The sequence below is a fragment of the Stenotrophomonas geniculata genome (assembly GCF_034508895.1).
GTDB lineage: Bacteria > Pseudomonadota > Gammaproteobacteria > Xanthomonadales > Xanthomonadaceae > Stenotrophomonas > Stenotrophomonas geniculata.
This window is the reverse complement of record NZ_CP140571.1, coordinates 3,563,793-3,581,613: the sequence shown is the minus strand read 5'-3', so window position 1 is coordinate 3,581,613 and position 17,821 is coordinate 3,563,793. Positions and strand designations below refer to the sequence as shown.

Here is a 17,821-nt window from a genome sequence, read left to right as displayed (position 1 = left end):
GCAGAACGCTGCAACCGGTAAACTCCCGTGTTCACAGATCGAGTCGATCAGCAGAGGATTCAAGTCATGACGGTGGTCAGCGTTGAACATGCGCTTGCCGGGAAGATCCCGGAAGGCGGCGAAGTCACGGTACGCGGATGGGTGCGCACGGTGCGCGGTTCAGCGAATCTGGCTTTCGTGAATGTGAGCGACGGCTCCTGCTTCGCCCCGATCCAGGTCGTGGCCGGCGACGGCCTGGCCAACTTCGACGAGATCAAGCGCCTGACCAGCGGCTGCTCGGTCATTGCCACCGGCACCTTGGTGAAGTCGCAGGGCAAGGGCCAGTCGTTCGAGATCCAGGCCAGCGCACTGGAAGTGGTCGGCTGGGTCGAAGACCCGCTCACCTACCCGATCCAGCCCAAGCCGATGTCGCCGGAGTTCCTGCGCGAAGTGGCACACCTGCGCCCGCGCACCAACCTGTTCGGCGCGGTCACCCGCATCCGCAACTGCCTGGCCCAGGCCGTGCACCGTTTCTTCCACGAGAACGGCTTCAACTGGATCAGCACCCCGATCATCACCACCTCCGACGCCGAAGGCGCCGGCCAGATGTTCCGCGTGTCCACCCTGGACATGGTGAACCTGCCACGCGATGAGAGGGGCGCGATCGATTTCAGCCGCGACTTCTTCGGCAAGGAAACCTTCCTGACCGTGTCCGGCCAGCTGAACGTCGAGGCTTACTGCCTGGCGCTGAGCAAGGTCTACACCTTCGGCCCGACCTTCCGCGCCGAGAACAGCCACACCACCCGCCACCTGGCGGAATTCTGGATGATCGAGCCGGAAATCGCCTTCGCCGACCTGGCTGAAGACGCGCGCCTGGCCGAAGAGTTCCTGAAGTACCTGTTCCGCGCGGTGCTGAACGAGCGCAGCGACGACCTGGCCTTCATCGCGGAGCGCGTGGACAAGAACGCAATCACCAAGCTGGAAGACTTCATCAACGCACCGTTCGAGCGCATCGACTACACCGATGCGGTCACCCTGCTGCAGAAGTCCGGCAGGAAGTTCGACTTCCCGGTCGAATGGGGCCTGGACCTGCAGACCGAGCACGAGCGCTGGCTGACCGAGGAACACGTCGGCCGCCCGGTGGTGGTGACCAACTATCCGGAGCACATCAAGGCCTTCTACATGCGCCTGAACGACGACGGCAAGACCGTCGCCGCGATGGACGTGCTGGCCCCGGGCATCGGCGAGATCATCGGCGGCAGCCAGCGCGAAGAGCGCCTGGACGTGCTGGATGCGCGCATGGCCCAGTTCGGCCTGGATCGCGAGCATTACAGCTGGTACCGCGATTTCCGCCGCTATGGTTCGGTGCCGCACGCCGGCTTCGGCCTGGGCTTCGAGCGCCTGGTGGTCTACGTCTGCGGGCTGTCCAACATCCGCGATGCGATTCCCTACCCGCGCGCCCCCGGCAGCGCGGACTTCTAAGCCCCACACGACCACGGAGGTACTGCCCCATGACCCTGTTCTTCGCCCTCTGTTTCGTCGGCGTTGCAGTGGCCGGGTTCAGTGCCTTCGTGATCTTCTGGCCGCTGACCCTGGTGCATGTGCGCGACCGCCATCCGGCGCTCGCCGAGCGCTTCGGCAGCGGCGCCTTCCTCAAGCCCGATGCCCTGGCCTGGCTGCTGCGCCGCGACTATCGCAATCAGCCGGACCGCTCGCTGTCCGGGCTGGCGACGCCGGCCTGGGTATCGCTGCTGACCCTGCTGGCCGGACTGGGCATGGCCGCCCTGCTCTGGCTGGCCTCGCTCTGGTAACACACCCATGAATGACATCACCGCCTCGCGCGACAGCTGGTGGCTGGCCAGCCTCGGCAACACCCTGATCTGGGCGCGCCTGCGCGTGCGCCCGGCCGGCACCGCCGAAGTGCTCGACAGCGATGGCAACACGCTGAGCTATGACAGCGAAGACACCGCCCGTTCGCAGCTGTTCGACGCCGAGTTCGTCGAGTACGACGGCCTGGACGAAGAGGACGCGCTGGTGCGCGGCTTCAGCCTGCACGAAGTGCAGCCGCCGCAGGCCGACAGCGACGAGGGCCTGCGTGGCCGCATGATCCAGTCGCTGGGCGGGCGCGCCTGAACCCAGCATGTTCACCCCGCGCGCCTTCGCCGAGACCGACCTGCTCTGGCTGGACCGCCTGCTGGCGCGCGACCCGTTCGTTACCGTGCTCACGCCCGGTCGCGATGGTCTGCCGGAGCTGACCCGGATGCCGGTACTGTACCGGCGTGACGGCGAACAGATCGAACTGCGCGGCCACTGGGCCCGCGCCAACCCGCAGTCGCGCCACAGCGGCGCGACCAAGGTGCTGGTCGACGGCCCGCACGGCTATGTCTCGGCCAGCTGGTACCCGGACAAGGAACCTGCGGCGCGGGTGCCGACCTGGAACTACGCCGCTGCCGAACTGCGTGGCCAGCTGCAGACCTTCGACGACACTGATGCGCTGGCCGAACTGGTCGGTACGATCAGCGACCGTTTCGAAGCCAGTATCGGCCAGGCCTGGCAGTTCGATGCCACGCGTGCCGAACACGGCCCGGAGCTGCGCGCCATCGTCGGCTTCCGTTTCCAGGTCGAGCAGGTGCAGCTCAAGCTCAAGCTGAGCCAGAACCATCCCGACGCCAACCAGCGCGCCGTGATCGCCGAACTGGAACAGCTCGGCACCCCCTCTTCCACCGAGTTGGCGCAGTGGATGCGCTGGCACCGCGAACAGGCTGCCCGCAGCGACTGAACGCCCCAGATTCCCGCGACGACGCAGCCGGATGGCTGCGGCGCGCCCCCACCCGACGCCAGGGACCCGTACATGAAAGACATCCACAAGCTGCTGCAGAACAACCGCGACTGGGCCGACCGCATCGAGAAGGAAGACCCCGAGTTCTTCCACCAGCTGGCCAAGCAGCAGCACCCGGAATACCTGTGGATCGGCTGCTCCGATTCGCGCGTGCCGGCCAACCAGATCATCGGCATGGCCCCGGGTGAAGTGTTCGTGCACCGCAACGTCGCCAACGTGGTCGCCCACACCGACCTGAACTGCCTGAGCGTGGTGCAGTACGCGGTGGACCAGCTGAAGGTGAAGCACATCCTGATCGTCGGCCACTACGGCTGCGGCGGTGTGCATGCCTGCCTGCACAACACCCGCGTCGGCCTGGCCGACAACTGGCTGCGCCATGTGGGCGACGTGATGCAGAAGCACACCGGCATCCTCGATGCGATCGAGACCGATGAGCTCAAGCACGCTCGCCTGTGCGAACTGAACGTGATCGAGCAGGTTGCCAACCTGTGCCGCTCGACCATCGTGCAGGACGCCTGGGCCCGCGGCCAGAAGCTGATGGTGCATGGCTGGGTCTACAGTCTGAAGGACGGACGCGTGCGCGAGATGGGCATCGACGTCGGTTCGCAGGAAGAGCTGCAGCCGGCGTATGAAAAGGCCCTGTCCTACATTCCGCGCAAGGGCAAGCGCGACTGATCCCTTACGGATGACCACCATGCTCGCTTCGCCGATCAACCTGCACGCCTGGATCGAAGAAAACCGCCACCTGCTGAAGCCACCGGTGGGCAACAAGATGATCGACAATGGCGACTTCATTGTGATGGTGGTGGGCGGGCCGAACTCGCGTACCGACTTCCACTACGACGAAGGCCCGGAGTGGTTCTACCAGCTCGAAGGCGAGATGGTGCTGAAGGTGCAGGAAGACGGCGCGGTGCGCGACATTCCGATCCGCGCCGGCGAGATCTTCCTGCTGCCGGCGAAGGTGCCGCACTCGCCGCGGCGTCCGCCCGGTGGCATCGGCCTGGTGGTCGAGCGCAAGCGCCTGCCGCATGAGATGGACGGTGTGATCTGGCATTGCGAACACTGCAACCACAAGCTGCACGAAGAGTACTTCCCGCTGCAGAACATCGAAACCGACCTGCCCAAGGTGTTCGCGCGTTACCACGCCAGCCTGGAGCTGCGTACCTGCAGCCAGTGCGGGCACGTGGATCCGCTGCCGGTGCCTGCGGCGGGCTGAGCACCTGCCCCTGTAGAGCCGAGCCCATGCTCGGCTTCGTGGCCCGGCAGCGGAGCATGGGCTCGGCTCTACAGGTTCGGCGGCAGGCACGCCGCCAAGCGCTACACTGGCGGTCCCGTTGCAGCCTGTTGCCCGACCATGTCCGACCTGCTCAGCCGCACCCACGCCATCGCCCTGGACGCCGCCGATCCGCTGCGCCCGCTGCGCAATGAATTCCTGATTCCGCGCCATGGTGGCGGCGAGCAGACCTACTTCGTCGGCAACTCGCTGGGGCTGCAGCCGCGTGGCGCACAGGCGGCCGTGCAGGAAGTGATGAAGCAGTGGGGCGAGCTGGCCGTGGAAGGCCACTTCACCGGCCCGACGCAGTGGCTGTCCTACCACCGTCTGGTGAGCGCGCAGCTGGCCCGCGTGGTCGGAGCATTGCCCAGCGAAGTGGTGGCGATGAACACGCTGAGCGTGAACCTGCACCTGATGATGGTCAGCTTCTACCGGCCAACGGCCGAGCGCCCGGTGATCCTGATGGAGGCCGGTGCATTCCCGACCGACCGTCATGCGGTGGAAGCACAGATCCGCTTCCATGGTTTCGACCCGACCGAGTGCCTGGTGGAAGTGCAGCCGGACGAGGCCAACGGCACGATCTCGCTGGCCGCGATCGAGCACGCCATTGCCGAACACGGCCCGCGCCTGGCGCTGGTGCTGTGGCCCGGCGTGCAGTACCGCACCGGCCAGGCTTTCGACCTGGATGCGATCACCCGTGCCGCCCGCCTGCAGGGCGCACGCATCGGCTTCGACCTGGCGCACTCGGTCGGCAACCTGCCGCTGCGCCTGCATGACATCGCACCCGACTTCGCCGTGTGGTGCCACTACAAGTACCTCAACAGCGGCCCTGGCGCGGTTGCCGGCGCCTTCGTGCACGAGCGCCACCATCGCGACACCAGCCTTCCGCGTTTCGCCGGCTGGTGGGGCCATGAAGAGTCCACCCGCTTCCAGATGGCACCACAGTTCACCCCGGCCATCGGCGCCGAAGGCTGGCAGCTGAGCAACCCGCCGATCCTCGGCCTGGCACCGCTGCGTGCCTCGCTGGAGCTGTTCGAGCGTGCCGGCATGGAGGCGCTGCGCAGCAAATCGCTGGCACTCACCGGCATGCTCGAAGCACTCGTACGCGCGCGCCTGCCGCAGGTGCTGGACATCATCACCCCGGCCGACCCGCAGCGTCGCGGCTGCCAGTTGTCGCTGCGCGTGATCGGGGGCCGCGAACGTGGCCGCGCACTGTTCGAACACCTGCGCGGCATCGGCGTGCTCGGCGATTGGCGCGAACCCGACGTGATCCGTATTTCGCCCACCCCGCTCTACAACCGCTACCTGGACGTGCACCACTTCGTCGAGGAAGTGGAAGCCTGGGCCGGCCTCTAAGCCGGTCCCTTCCCCTACTGCTGGACAGTTCGTTGATCGCACACGCTTCCCGCTCGTTGAGCATTATCGGTGCCGGCCTTGCCGGGTCCCTGCTGGCCATCCTGCTGTCACGCCAGGGCTGGCGCATCACCCTGTACGAGCGCCGCGGCGATCCGCGCGTGGCCGACTACGAGAGCGGCCGCTCGATCAACCTGGCGCTGGCCGAGCGTGGGCGCAATGCGCTGCGCCAGGCCGGCGTGGAAGACGAGGTGATGGCGCGCGCGGTGATGATGCGCGGCCGCATGGTGCACCCGCGCGAAGGCGAACCGCAGCTGCAGCGCTATGGCCGTGATGACAGCGAAGTGATCTGGTCGATCCACCGCAGCGACCTGAACACCACGCTGCTGGAACTGGCCGAACAGGCCGGCGCCACCGTGCACTTCCATCGCCGCCTGCACACCGTCGATTTCGATGCCGGCTACGCGCGCTTCATCGATGATCGCGACGACAGCCCGCACGACATCCGCTTCGACACCCTGATCGGTGCGGACGGCGCCGGCTCGGCGCTGCGCGCGGCGATGAACCGCCGTGCGCCGCTGGGCGAGGACATCGCCTTCCTCGACCACTCCTACAAGGAGCTGGAGATCCCGCCGGCCGCAGATGGCAGCTTCCGCATCGAGCGCAACGCACTGCACATCTGGCCGCGCGGCCACTACATGTGCATCGCCCTGCCCAACCACGAAGGCACCTTCACCGTCACCCTGTTCCTGCCCAACCAGGGCGAGCCCAGCTTCGCCACGGTCAACACCGGCGTACAGGCCGAGGCGCTGTTCGCGCGGGAGTTCGCCGACACCTTGCCGTTGATCCCGAACCTGCGCGCGGACTGGGAACAGCACCCGCCGGGCCTGCTCGGCACGCTCACCCTGGACCGATGGCATCAGCAGGGCCGCGCCGTACTGATCGGCGATGCTGCGCATGCGATGGTGCCGTTCCACGGCCAGGGCATGAACTGCGCATTCGAGGATTGCGTGTCTCTGGCCCGTCATCTGATGGAAGCGGACGACCTGGAAGGCGCGTTCGAAGCCTTCGAAGCCGAGCGCAAGCCGAATGCACGTGCCATCCAGCAGATGGCGCTGGAGAACTACCTGGAGATGCGCGACCGCGTGGCCGATCCTGCGTTCCTTCTGCAGCGCGACCTGGAGCAGGAACTGCAGCGGCGCTGGCCGACCCGCTTCGTACCGCATTACACGATGGTCACTTTCCTGCACACACCCTACGCCGAGGCGCTGCGCCGCACCGAACTGCAGCGCGAGATGCTGGCGGCGGCCACTGCAGGTCACCACTCACTGGACAACATCGACTGGACGGCACTGGAAGCGCAGATCCACGCGCAGCTGCCGATCCTGGAGGGCGCGCACTGATGGCTGACAGCTTCCTGTTCTACGATCTGGAAACCTTCGGCCAGGACCCGCGACGCACGCGCATCTCCCAGTACGCCGCCATCCGTACCGACGCCGACCTCAACGAGATCGATACCCCGGTCAGTTTCTTCGTGCGCCCGGCCGACGACCTGCTGCCCTCGCCGATGGCCACCCTGGTCACCGGCATCACCCCGCAGCAGGCCCTGGCCGAGGGCATCAGCGAGGCCGAAGCCTTCGACCGTATCAACGAGCAGCTGTCGCGTCCCGGCACCTGCGCATTGGGCTACAACACCCTGCGCTTCGACGATGAGTTCGTCCGCTACGGCCTGTTCCGTAACTTCCATGACCCCTACGAACGCGAGTGGCGCAACGGCAATTCGCGCTGGGACCTGCTGGACATGCTGCGACTCATGCGCGCGATGCGTCCGGACGGCATCCAGTGGCCGCTGCGCGAGGACGGCGCCACCTCGTTCAAGCTCGAGCACCTGGCCGAGGCCAACAACGTGCGCGAAGGCGACGCGCACGAAGCGCTGTCCGACGTGCGCGCCACCATCGGCATGGCACGCCTGTTCAAGCAGTCGCAGCCGCGGCTGTGGGAGTACGCGCTGAAGCTGCGCGACAAGCGCTTCGTCGGCAGCCTGCTGGACATGACCGCGATGAAGCCGGTGCTGCACATTTCCATGCGCTACCCCGCCAGCCGCCTGTGCGCGGCACCGGTGCTGCCCTTGGCCGTGCATCCCACCATCAACAACCGCGTGATCGTGTTCGACCTGGATGGCGACATCGACGACCTGCTGGCACTGCCGGCCGAGGTGATCGCACAGCGCCTGTACATGCGCGCCAGCGAACTGCCCGAAGGCGCGGTGCGGGTGCCACTGAAGGAAGTGCATCTGAACAAGGTGCCAGCACTGATCGCCTGGAACCACCTGCGCGCCGATGACCACGCGCGACTCGGCCTGGACGTGGCCGCGATCGAGGCCAAGGTCGAGCGCCTGCGCGCGTTCGCCCCACAACTGGCCGAGAAGGCGCGCCAGGTCTACAACCAGCCCCGTGCGGCCACCGTGGCCGACGTCGATGCCTCGCTGTACGACGGCTTCCTCGGCAATGGCGACAAGCCGCTGCTGGCGCTGGCCCGCACCACAGCGCCGGAACAGCTGGCCGCGCTGGAAGGCCGCTTCCGCGACCCGCGCCTGCCCGAACTGCTGTTCCGCTACCGCGCGCGCAATCATCCCGACAGCCTCGCGCCGCCTGAACGCCAGCGCTGGCAGGATTACCGCCGCCAGCGCCTGCTCGGAGACGGCGGCCTGGGCGAACTCAACCTGCCCCAGTACCAGCAGCAGCTCGATGCACTGGCCGCCGAAGCGCCCGATGACACCCGGCGCCAGGCCCTGCTGCAATCGCTGCGCGACTGGGGCCAGCAGCTGCAGGAGACCTTGTGAGTACCTATTTCTCGGACGCCAGCTTCAAGTTCCTGCGCAGCCTGGCGCGGCATAACGAAAAGGCGTGGTTCAACGATCACCGCCAGCAGTATGAAGACCACGTCCGGCAGCCGTTCCTGCGCCTGCTGGGTGACCTGCAGCCAGCGCTGGCGGAGATCAGCGACCACTTCCGCGCCGATACCCGTGGCGTCGGTGGCTCGCTGTTCCGCATCCACCGCGACGCGCGCTTCTCCAACGACAAATCCCCGTACAAAACCTGGCAGGGTGCGCGCCTGTTCCATGAGCGCCGCCGCGAAGTGGCCGCGCCTTCGTTCTACGTGCACCTGCAACCGGGCGAGAGCTTCGTTGGCGCCGGCCTGTGGCATCCAGAACCGGAGACCCAGCGCCGCGTGCGCCACTTCATCCTCGACAACCCGGGCAGCTGGAAGGCGGCCGCGCATGCTCCCGCGCTGCGCAAGCGCTTCGACTTCGAGGAGAGCGAAAAACTGGTGCGTCCACCGCGCGGCTTCCCGGCTGATTTCGAGTTCATCGACGACCTCAAGCATCGCAACTGGGTGATGTGGCGCTCGCTGGACGACGCCACCATGACCGGCCCTCGCCTGCTTTCCACGCTCGGCAGGGATCTGGCAGGGCTGGGCCCGTTCGTCGACTATCTGTGCGCGGCGCTGGACCTGGAATTCTGATGTCGTTGGCGCACCAACGCCGCACGCTGGGCCGCACCGGGCTGGCGGTTTCGCCGGTGGGCCTGGGCTGTTCCGGCTTCTGGGGGCATCGCCGGTTCCCGGAACAGTCGGCCGCGCACGTGGTCGAGCACGCACTGGCACAGGGCGTCAACCTGTTGGACACCGGTCACAACTACTCCGGTTTCCACGCCGAGCCGCGGCTGGGCCGCATCCTGCGCCCGTTGCTGAAGCGATACCCGCGCGAGTCGCTGGTGATCTCCAGCAAGGGCGGCACGCTGACCGGCCAGGCCGGCATCAGCGGCGCCGAGCAGCGCAATTTCTCGCCCGCCGCCATCACCGCCAGCTGCGAAGCCTCGCTGCGCAACCTCGGCCTGGATTACCTCGATATCTACCAGCTGCACGGTGCCAGCCAGCACGACATCAACGATGACCTGCTGGCCGCACTGCAGCGACTGCGCGAACGCGGGCTGATCCGGCACACCGGCATCAATACGCACACGGCGTCGACCCTGTGCTGGATGATCGACCATCCCATGCTGTTCGATGTGGTGCTTCTGGACTACAACGCCCTGCAACAGGACCGTGAACCGCTGATCGACCAGTTGCACGCGGCGGGCATCGGCGTGCTGGCCGGCACCGTGCTGGCGCAGGGCCATCTGCTGCCGTCACGCGCCCGCCTGCCGCGCCCGGCCGACGCCTGGTACCTGGCCAGAGCCTGGCTCAAGCCAAGCAGCCGCGCACTGATGCACAGTGCACGCCGGATGCGCCACGCCATCGCTACCATCCGCAGCCAGCGCCCCGCCCAGACCGCGTTTGCCTACGCCCTGGGCCATCCCGGCGTGGCCAGCGGCATCCTCGGCACCACCCGCACCGTCAGCCTGGACGAAGTACTGGCGACGCGGCTTGAGGCACTGACCGCAGCCGAACGCCAGCAGCTGGTGAACGCCTTCGGTGATGGGCGCGGATCACCCAGTCATTGAGTCTTCACCCCATGCCGCTGCGGTTGCGGCAGTCTGTGCGGCATGAAGAAACTCACTGTACTCGTTGTGCTGCTGGTCCTGGCCTTGGCCGCCTGGTGGTTCGGTGGCCCCTACATGACCGTGCGCGGGCTGTCCCAGGCCATTGAACAGCGCGACACCGCGCGCCTGGAGCGCTACGTGGATTTCCCGCGCGTGCGCAGCAGCCTGCGGGCGCAGCTCAACGACTACCTGGTGCGCCAGGCCGGCCCGGATGTGGCGGCCAGTCCCTTCGGTGCCCTGCTGTATGGGTTGGGCGACCAGCTAGGCGGTGCCGCGGTGGACACCATGGTGACCCCGACCGGTATCGGCGCGATGCTGCAGGGCCACGTGCTGTGGAAGCGCGGCCGCAATGAACTGCAGGGCGGCGATGCCTTCGGCCCGACCGAGCCGGCGCGACCGCTGAAGCATGCCGAGCATCATTTCGAAGCGCTGGACCGCTTCGTGATCGATGTCGATCGCGACCCCGGCCAGCCGCCGATGAAGGTCGTGCTGGAGCCGCAGGGCCTGCGCTGGAAGGTGGTGGACCTGCAGCTGGGGATGTCGGGCAGCCCTTGATCGCACCCGGGGGCCTGAGGGCGATGCCGACCTAGGTTGGCAACTACCGGGGCATGCGGCTCTGGTAGATGCCCACCTTGGTGGGCATGGATCCAAAGCAGTGCCAACCGACGGTCGGCACCTACCCGGCATGGCTTCAGCCTTCGTTGGCGACGCCGTGCGGTACGTGGCCGGCGGCCACATGCTCGCGGGCGCTGTCGATGTTGTGCTGCGAATCATCGAAGAAGATGTCGGCGCCGAACGCCTGCAGGAACGGGCCCTTGTGGCGGCCGCCGAGGAACAGCGCCTCGTCCAGGCGCACGCCCCACTCGCGCAGGGTGCGGATCACCCGCTCGTGCGCCGGTGCCGAGCGTGCGGTCACCAATGCGGTGCGGATCGGTGCGCTTTCGCCGGCCGGGAAGACTTCCTGCAGCGTATGCAGGGCCGACAGGAAGCCGCGGAACGGGCCGCCACTGAGCGGTTCCCGGGCACGTTCGCGCTCGTGGCGACCAAACGCTTCCACGCCCTGCTCGCGCGAAATGCGCTCGCTCTCATCACCGAAGATCACCGCATCACCGTCGAAGGCGATGCGCAGCTGCCCGGCCGGGCGGGTGATGTCGATCTGATCGGCTGCCGCCGCGGCGGTTTCGCCGGGCGGCTTGGGCAGGATGGTGGCCGCAGCGATGCCATGGCGCAGCGCGCTGCGCACTGATTCCGGGTTGGCCGACAGGAACAGGTCGGTGCCGAACGGCTTCACGTAGGGCCAGGTCGGCTCGCCGGCGGTGAACGTCGCGCGGATGATGCCCAGGCCATAGTGCTGGATCGAGTTGAAAATGCGCAGGCCGGTATCGGCCGAGTTGCGCGACAGCAGGATGACCTCGACCCGCGGGTTCTCCGGGCTGGCGCCCTGGTTCAACGCCAGCAGCTTGCGCACCACCGGGAACGCCACACCCGGGCCGAGGATGTCGTCTTCGTGCTGACGCTGGAACTCGGCATAGGCCGCCACGCCATCGCTCTCGAACAACGCGTGGCTTTCCTCGAGGTCGAACAGCGCGCGCGAGGTCACCGCGACGGTCAGCAAACGGGGGGAGTTGTCGCCCATCGGTGGGGGTCCTTCAAGCGGTCGGCATGGCCGGCCGCCTATTGTCCTCAAAAAACGAACTGTTCGCTCAGGATCCGGTCTTCCAGATTGTGCTCCGGGTCGAACAGCAGGGTCACGCGGCGGTCCTTCGACTCGCGGATGGTCACCTCGACCACGTCGCGGGTCTCGTGCGAATCGGCGGTCACGCTGACCGGACGCTTGTACGGATCAAGCACGCGGAAGCGCACTTCGGTATCCGCCTTCAGGATCGCGCCGCGCCAGCGCCGTGGGCGATAGGGCGCCAACGGCGTCAGCGCGATGGTGTGCGAGCCCAGCGGCAGCACCGGGCCATGCGCGGAATAGTTGTAGGCGGTGCTGCCGGCCGGGGTGGCCACCAGCACGCCGTCGCCGATCAGTTCAGCCACGCGCTCCTGGCCGTTCAGGTCGATGCCGATATGCGCGGCTTGCCGGGTCTGCCGCAGCAGCGAAACATCGTTGTAGGCCAGCGAACCGGTACTGGTGCCCGATTCGGTCAGCGCGACCATTTCCAGCGGGCGCAGGTTGGCCGGTTCGGCGCGCGCAATGCGGGCCTGCACGTCATCGTCGCCACGGTACTGGTTCATCAGGAAACCGACCGTGCCCAGCTTCATGCCGAACACCGGCTTGCCCAGGTGCCCGTGCCGGTGCAGGGTCTGCAGCATGAAGCCGTCGCCACCCAGCGGGCACAGCACGTCGGCCTGCTCCGGCGTGTGATCGCCATAACGCGAAATCATCGCCGCGCGAGCCATCTGCGCAGGTTCGGTGGTGCTGGCCAGGAAAGCGATGCGGGGGGTGTCGCTCATCGGTGGATCCGGGTGGGGTGTGCCAGCAAGAGCATACCCGGTAGTGCCGGCCGCTGGCCGGCAGCTGCACCCGGTTGCGGTTCATGCGGTTGCCGGCCAGCGGCCGACACTACCAGGCAATGCAGAACGGCCCCGCTTTCGCGGGGCCGTTCCTCCAACTGCTGCAGATCAGGAGCCCCCCTGAGTCAGGGGGGCGCGCCAACGGCGCGGGGGTCTGGGAGCATGGTTGGCATGGGGCCCACGGTTTGCAGAGCAAACCGTGGGGCGTCAGCGCGAATGCGCTTACGCACCATGCGCGGCCAGCTGGCCCAGGCGCTGGACTGCGACCGAAACGGTCGGGTAGTCCAGGGTCTTCTGCTCGGCCAGTTCGGCCAGCATCGCCAGGGTGAAGCGCAGGCTGTTGTCGTCACGGCCCATCCAGGCTGCGACCTTGGCCTCCGCGCTGCTGCCCTTGGTGCCCAGCACCTGGCCGGCCAGGTTGCGGTGGTTGGCCGCCAGTTCGTCACGCAGCACGCCACGTGCCACGGCGTGCCAACGACCGTTGACCTCCAGCGCGTCGACCTGCTCGAACAGCCACGGCAGCTGCAGGGCATCGCCCAGGCGGAAGTGGACCTTGGACACGTCCACCGGCTTCAGCTTGCGGGTGCGGGCCAGTTCGATGATGTCGAACGCCGGCTCCAGGAAGTGCAGTTCGGCCAGCTGCTGCGCCAGCGCGGACGGCAGGCCCTTTTCCTTCCACTCGGCCACCAGGGCTTCGTAGGTCGGACGCTGCGAATCCGGCAGCACACCCGAAGCAACGCGGATGTCGTTGAACGGACCCTGGTAGCGGTTGACCGCTTCGGTGATGCCCGGCATCGCACCCGGGCGCGACAGCAGCCAGCGCACGAACGAGCGCTGCAGCTTCCAGATCACTTCCAGCGCATCGATCTGCACCGACTCCGGCACTTTGCCGTCGAGGGCATCGATCTGCGCCCACAGCGCGCGTGCATCCAGCGTTTCGCGGCTGATGGTGTAGGCCTTGGCGACCTCGGCGATGGAACGGCCGGTGTCTTCCTGCATGCGCATCAGGAAGGTAGCGCCCATGCGGTTGATGGTCTGGTTGGTCACGGCCGTGGCGATGATTTCGCGCTTCAGGCGGTGACGCTCCATCGCGTCGGCGTACTTCTTCTGCAGCGGGGTCGGGAAGTAGCGCTGCAGTTCCTTGGACAGGTACGGATCTTCCGGGATGTCCGAATCCAGCAGCTGGGCGAACGCCACCAGCTTGGAGTAGGACAGCAGCACCGACAGTTCCGGACGGGTCAGGCCCTGGCCACGTGCCTTGCGCTGGGACAGCTCGGCGTCGGACGGCAGGAACTCGATCTGGCGGTCGAGCAGCCCCTGCTGTTCCAGGGTACGGATGAAGTGCTGCTTGGAACCCAGGCGCTTGACCGCCATCCGCTCCATCAGGCTCAGCGCCTGGTTCTGGCGGTAGTTGTCGTTGAGCACCAGCTCTGCGACTTCATCGGTCATCGAGGCCAGCAGCTTGTTGCGCTGCTCGACGGTCAGCTTCTTGGCCCGCACCACATCATTGAGCAGGATCTTGATGTTGACTTCATGGTCGGAGGTGTCGACACCGGCCGAGTTGTCGATGAAGTCGGTGTTGAGCAGCACGCCGGCCTGCGCGGCTTCGATGCGGCCCAGCTGGGTCATGCCCAGGTTGCCGCCCTCGCCCACTACCTTGCAGCGCAGCTCGCCACCATTCACGCGCAGCGCGTTGTTGGCGCGGTCGCCGACATCGCTGTGCTGCTCGCTGGCAGCCTTCACGTAGGTACCGATGCCGCCGTTCCACAGCAGGTCGACCGGTGCCTTCAGGATCGCGCTCATCAGATCGTTCGGCGACAGCGCCTTGACGTTGTCGTCCAGGCCCAGCGCTTCACGCACCTGCGGGGTGATCTCGATCGACTTCAGGCTGCGCGGATAGATGCCGCCGCCCTTGCTGATCAGCTTGGCATCGTAGTCCGCCCAGCTCGAACGCGGCACGGTGAACAGGCGCTCACGTTCGACGAACGTGGTGGCCGCATCCGGGTTCGGGTCCAGGAAGATGTGGCGGTGGTCGAATGCAGCGACCAGGCGGATGTGGCGCGACAGCAGCATGCCGTTGCCGAACACGTCGCCGGACATGTCGCCGACGCCGACCGCGGTGAAGTCCTGGCTCTGGCTGTCACGACCCAGCGCACGGAAGTGGCGCTTGACCGACTCCCACGCACCGCGTGCGGTGATGCCCATGCCCTTGTGGTCGTAACCGACCGAACCACCGGAGGCGAATGCATCGCCCATCCAGAAGCCGTGCGCAATGGCCAGGCCGTTGGCGATGTCGGAGAAGGTCGCGGTGCCCTTGTCGGCCGCCACCACCAGGTACGGATCGTCCATGTCGTGGCGCACGACATCCACCGGCGGCACGATCTTGTTGTTGACGATGTTGTCGGTGATGTCCAGCAGGCCCTGGATGAACAGCTTGTAGCAGGCCACGCCGTTGGCGAAGATCGCATCGCGATCGCCATTCACCGGCGGCATCTTGGCGAAGAAGCCACCCTTCGCGCCGACCGGCACGATGACGGTGTTCTTGACCATCTGCGCCTTGACCAGGCCCAGCACTTCGGTACGGAAGTCTTCGCGACGATCCGACCAGCGCAGGCCACCACGGGCCACGGCGCCGAAGCGCAGGTGGGTACCTTCCACGCGCGGGCCGTAGACGAAGATTTCGCGGTACGGGCGCGGCTTCGGCAGGTCCGGCACCAGCGCCGAATCGAACTTGAAGCTGATGACATGGCCGTGCTGGCCGTTGGCATCGGTCTGGTAGTAGCTGGTACGCAGGGTCGCGTCGATCACACCCATGAACGAGCGCAGGATGCGGTCCTCGTCCAGGCTGGACACGCGGTCCATCAGCTTCAGCAGCGCATCGCGCGCAGCCTGCATCTGTGCGTCGCGGTCACCCTTGCGGGCGTCGACCACGGTCTTGAGCACCTTCAGGGTGGCGTCGTCGCCAGCAGCCAGCACATCGAAGTGGGCCTTCAGCTGGGCCTGGCCGGCAGCGATGTCGTCCCTGCTCTCGTGGCCGGTGGCCGGATCGAAGCGTGCTTCGAACAGCTCGACCAGCAAGCGGGCCAGCAGCGGGTAGCGCGCGAAGGTGCCTTCCACGTAGGCCTGCGAGAACGGCACGCCGGTCTGCAGCAGGTACTTGCAGTAGCCACGCAGCATGGCGACCTGGCGCCAATGCAGGCCGGCAGCCAGCACCAGGCGGTTGAAGCCATCGTTCTCGGCATCGCCGTGCCAGACGCGGGCGAAGGTCTCGCCGAAGGCTTCATCGACGCTGGCGGCATCGATCGCGCCGGCGGTCGATTCGACCTCGAAGTCCTGCACGTACACCGGCGCGTTGTCGACCGACAGGCGGTACGGACGCTCGGCGATCACGCGCAGGCCCATGTTTTCCATCATCGGCAGCGCATCCGACAGCGGAATGTCGTCCAGCTGGCGATACAGCTTCAGGCGCAGGCCATCGCCGCTTTCGCGCGGCACGGCCTGCAGGCTCAGGCGCAGGTCGTCCGGGCCGGTCAGGGCGTCGAGCTGGCTGACATCGTTGGCGGCAACCGCGGTGCTGTTGTCTTCGATGTAGCCGGCCGGCAACGCCTTGCCGATGCGGGCGGCGATGCGCAGGCCTTCGGTCTCGCCATGGCGGGACACCAGCGCTTCGCGCAGGTCGTCCTGCCAGTTGCGCAGCACCTGGGCCAGCTTCTGCTCCAGTTCGGCGGTATCGACGTCGAGCATTTCACCCGGCTTCGGGCGCACGATCAGGTGCACCTGGGCCAGCGGCGATTCGCCCAGCACCACCGAGCTGTCCACGTACTCGCCGTGCAGCGCTTCCTTCAGCATCGCTTCGATGCGCAGGCGCACGTCGGTGTTGAAGCGCTCGCGCGGCAGGTAGACCAGCGCGGAAATGAAACGGCTGTACTTGTCGCGGCGCAGGAACAGGCGGCTGCGCACGCGCTCCTGCAGGCCCAGCACGCCCATCGCGGTGCGGAACAGTTCGTCCTCGCTGGACTGGAACAGTTCTTCGCGCGGCAGGGTTTCCAGGATGTGGCGCAGGGCCTTGCCGCTGTGGCTGGCCGGGGCCAGGCCCGACTGCTTCATCACGTGCTCGTGGCGCTGGCGCACCAGCGGGATTTCCCACGGGCGACGGTTATAGGCGCTGGAGGTGAACAGGCCGAGGAAGCGCTGCTCGCCGATGATCTTGCCCTTGGCGTCGAATTCCAGCACGCCGATGTAGTCCATGTAGCCAGCGCGGTGCACCCGCGAACGGGCATTGGTCTTGGTCAGGATCAGCGCGTCCTTCAGCCCGGACGTGGTGTTCAGGCCCTGCGCGGCCAGGGTCTTGACCGGACGGGCGGCGGACTTGTCCTTGCCGCGCATCAGGCCCAGGCCGGTGTCGTTCAGCGGCGCCAGCACGTCTTCCTTGCCCTGCTTCTCGACGCGGTACTCGCGGTAGCCGAAGAAGGTGAAGTGGTTGTCGGCGGCCCAGCGCAGGAACTCCTGTGCTTCCTTGCGCGACGCGTCGTCGACCGGCAGCTGGCGGCTGCCCAGGTCGTCGGCCAGTGCCAGCGCCTTGTCCTTCATCGGCTGCCAGTCGCGCACGATCGCACGCACTTCGTCCAGCGCCTTGTTGATGGCCTGTTCGATGGCGGCCATGGCGTCGGCCGGCTGGCGGTCGATCTCCAGCAGCATCACCGACTCGGCATCGCCTTCGCCGACCTTGACCAGCTTGCCGGCCTTGTCGCGGGTGAAACGCAGCACCGGGTGGCCCAGCACGTGGACACCCACGCCCTGTTCGGCCAGCGACATGGTGACGGTGTCGACCAGGAACGGCATGTCGTCGTTGACGATCTGCAGCACGGTGTGCGGCGACTCCCAACCGTTGGCCTTCGCGGTCGGATTGAACACGCGGACGTTGGCCTTGCCGGCCTTGCGGGCACGGGCGAATTCCAGCGTCTCAGCCGCGAGAGCGGCCCACTCTTCAGCGCTGTGGTGCGGGAACTCGTCCGACTCCATGCGCTTGTAGAAGTCAGTGGCAAATGCCACTGCTTCGGCCTGTGCGGCCGCGGGGTAGCGCTTGCGCAAGGCCGTGTACACCGGCTCCAGGGAGAAACCAGCGGTCACTGCGACCTCCGCTTCTGCTGGTTTGGTCTTGTTTTTCACGGTCTTGGCTGCGGTTTTTTGCGGTTTCATGGCAGAGCGATGCGCTTGCTCAGTTGGGAAAATGAAATTGTAGCCCTACCGCACGAAAAGGCCTTGCTGCAGGACGGAATAACCAGATTCGGGTTTGCTGCGGTTTAGACGCCTATT

The 17,821-nt window shown here is 66.8% G+C and carries 15 protein-coding genes; 12 read left to right on the top strand and 3 right to left on the bottom strand.

The window, feature by feature from the left end:
- The first annotated feature begins 66 nt into the window (after positions 1-66).
- The 12 genes from asnS (at position 67) to RI032_RS16440 (ending at position 10,543) form a co-directional block, all read left to right on the top strand.
- Positions 67-1,461 carry an asparagine--tRNA ligase gene (asnS, locus tag RI032_RS16495; protein ID WP_043398473.1) on the top strand — a complete coding sequence of 465 codons (1,395 nt, stop codon included), beginning with the start codon at positions 67-69 and terminating at the stop codon, positions 1,459-1,461.
- A gap of 29 nt (positions 1,462-1,490) precedes the next feature.
- The gene (locus tag RI032_RS16490; protein WP_010480464.1) at positions 1,491-1,790 is read left to right on the top strand and encodes a hypothetical protein; all 300 of its coding nucleotides are present in this window, start codon (positions 1,491-1,493) and stop codon (positions 1,788-1,790) included.
- A gap of 7 nt (positions 1,791-1,797) precedes the next feature.
- A complete protein-coding gene (locus RI032_RS16485) occupies positions 1,798-2,112 on the top strand; it encodes a hypothetical protein (protein ID WP_006453002.1) in 315 nt (104 codons plus the stop codon).
- Positions 2,113-2,119: 7 nt separating this feature from the next.
- Positions 2,120-2,758, top strand: a complete 639-nt coding sequence (locus RI032_RS16480) for an FMN-binding negative transcriptional regulator (protein WP_134958662.1) — start codon at positions 2,120-2,122, stop codon at positions 2,756-2,758.
- A gap of 72 nt (positions 2,759-2,830) precedes the next feature.
- Positions 2,831-3,493, top strand: coding sequence for a carbonate dehydratase (can, locus tag RI032_RS16475; protein WP_010480460.1), 663 nt, complete (start codon positions 2,831-2,833; stop codon positions 3,491-3,493).
- Between the two features lie 19 nt (positions 3,494-3,512).
- Positions 3,513-4,034, top strand: a complete 522-nt coding sequence (locus RI032_RS16470; protein ID WP_029379697.1) for a 3-hydroxyanthranilate 3,4-dioxygenase — start codon at positions 3,513-3,515, stop codon at positions 4,032-4,034.
- Positions 4,035-4,172: 138 nt separating this feature from the next.
- On the top strand, positions 4,173-5,447 hold the full coding sequence (gene kynU / locus RI032_RS16465) for a kynureninase (protein ID WP_010480455.1): 1,275 nt from the start codon (positions 4,173-4,175) through the stop codon (positions 5,445-5,447).
- A 32-nt stretch (positions 5,448-5,479) separates the two neighbouring features.
- The gene (locus tag RI032_RS16460; protein ID WP_049412943.1) at positions 5,480-6,847 is read left to right on the top strand and encodes an FAD-dependent oxidoreductase; all 1,368 of its coding nucleotides are present in this window, start codon (positions 5,480-5,482) and stop codon (positions 6,845-6,847) included.
- The gene (sbcB, locus tag RI032_RS16455) at positions 6,847-8,286 is read left to right on the top strand and encodes an exodeoxyribonuclease I (RefSeq protein ID WP_322547325.1); all 1,440 of its coding nucleotides are present in this window, start codon (positions 6,847-6,849) and stop codon (positions 8,284-8,286) included. The genes RI032_RS16460 and sbcB overlap by 1 nt, the downstream gene beginning before the upstream one ends.
- On the top strand, positions 8,283-8,969 hold the full coding sequence (locus RI032_RS16450) for a DUF2461 domain-containing protein (protein ID WP_049436750.1): 687 nt from the start codon (positions 8,283-8,285) through the stop codon (positions 8,967-8,969). Before sbcB ends, RI032_RS16450 begins: the two co-directional genes overlap by 4 nt.
- On the top strand, positions 8,969-9,949 hold the full coding sequence (locus tag RI032_RS16445; protein ID WP_134958660.1) for an aldo/keto reductase: 981 nt from the start codon (positions 8,969-8,971) through the stop codon (positions 9,947-9,949). Before RI032_RS16450 ends, RI032_RS16445 begins: the two co-directional genes overlap by 1 nt.
- 42 nt (positions 9,950-9,991) lie before the next feature.
- A complete protein-coding gene (locus RI032_RS16440; protein WP_322547324.1) occupies positions 9,992-10,543 on the top strand; it encodes a DUF2939 domain-containing protein in 552 nt (183 codons plus the stop codon).
- Between the two features lie 136 nt (positions 10,544-10,679).
- On the opposite strand, the gene RI032_RS16435 is transcribed toward RI032_RS16440, so the two are convergent.
- The 3 genes from RI032_RS16435 to RI032_RS16425 form a co-directional block, all read right to left on the bottom strand.
- Positions 10,680-11,624, bottom strand: a complete 945-nt coding sequence (locus RI032_RS16435; protein WP_010480444.1) for a 5'-nucleotidase — start codon at positions 11,622-11,624, stop codon at positions 10,680-10,682.
- A gap of 47 nt (positions 11,625-11,671) precedes the next feature.
- On the bottom strand, positions 11,672-12,445 hold the full coding sequence (locus tag RI032_RS16430) for an NAD kinase (RefSeq protein ID WP_010480442.1): 774 nt from the start codon (positions 12,443-12,445) through the stop codon (positions 11,672-11,674).
- A gap of 282 nt (positions 12,446-12,727) precedes the next feature.
- A complete protein-coding gene (locus tag RI032_RS16425) occupies positions 12,728-17,704 on the bottom strand; it encodes an NAD-glutamate dehydrogenase (RefSeq protein ID WP_322547323.1) in 4,977 nt (1,658 codons plus the stop codon).
- Positions 17,705-17,821 lie beyond the last annotated feature (117 nt).

What these genes read in the sequence shown, in the direction of transcription:
- kynU (WP_010480455.1), top strand. Translation starts at nt 4,173, where the DNA reads ATGTCCGACCTGCTCAGCCGCACCCACGCCATCGCCCTGGACGCCGCC.
- RI032_RS16480 (WP_134958662.1), top strand. Translation starts at nt 2,120, where the DNA reads ATGTTCACCCCGCGCGCCTTCGCCGAGACCGACCTGCTCTGGCTGGAC.
- sbcB (WP_322547325.1), top strand. Translation starts at nt 6,847, where the DNA reads ATGGCTGACAGCTTCCTGTTCTACGATCTGGAAACCTTCGGCCAGGAC.
- RI032_RS16490 (WP_010480464.1), top strand. Translation starts at nt 1,491, where the DNA reads ATGACCCTGTTCTTCGCCCTCTGTTTCGTCGGCGTTGCAGTGGCCGGG.
- RI032_RS16435 (WP_010480444.1), bottom strand. Translation starts at nt 11,624, where the DNA reads ATGGGCGACAACTCCCCCCGTTTGCTGACCGTCGCGGTGACCTCGCGC.
- RI032_RS16470 (WP_029379697.1), top strand. Translation starts at nt 3,513, where the DNA reads ATGCTCGCTTCGCCGATCAACCTGCACGCCTGGATCGAAGAAAACCGC.
- asnS (WP_043398473.1), top strand. Translation starts at nt 67, where the DNA reads ATGACGGTGGTCAGCGTTGAACATGCGCTTGCCGGGAAGATCCCGGAA.
- RI032_RS16425 (WP_322547323.1), bottom strand. Translation starts at nt 17,704, where the DNA reads ATGAAACCGCAAAAAACCGCAGCCAAGACCGTGAAAAACAAGACCAAA.
- RI032_RS16430 (WP_010480442.1), bottom strand. Translation starts at nt 12,445, where the DNA reads ATGAGCGACACCCCCCGCATCGCTTTCCTGGCCAGCACCACCGAACCT.
- RI032_RS16445 (WP_134958660.1), top strand. Translation starts at nt 8,969, where the DNA reads ATGTCGTTGGCGCACCAACGCCGCACGCTGGGCCGCACCGGGCTGGCG.
- RI032_RS16440 (WP_322547324.1), top strand. Translation starts at nt 9,992, where the DNA reads ATGAAGAAACTCACTGTACTCGTTGTGCTGCTGGTCCTGGCCTTGGCC.
- RI032_RS16485 (WP_006453002.1), top strand. Translation starts at nt 1,798, where the DNA reads ATGAATGACATCACCGCCTCGCGCGACAGCTGGTGGCTGGCCAGCCTC.
- can (WP_010480460.1), top strand. Translation starts at nt 2,831, where the DNA reads ATGAAAGACATCCACAAGCTGCTGCAGAACAACCGCGACTGGGCCGAC.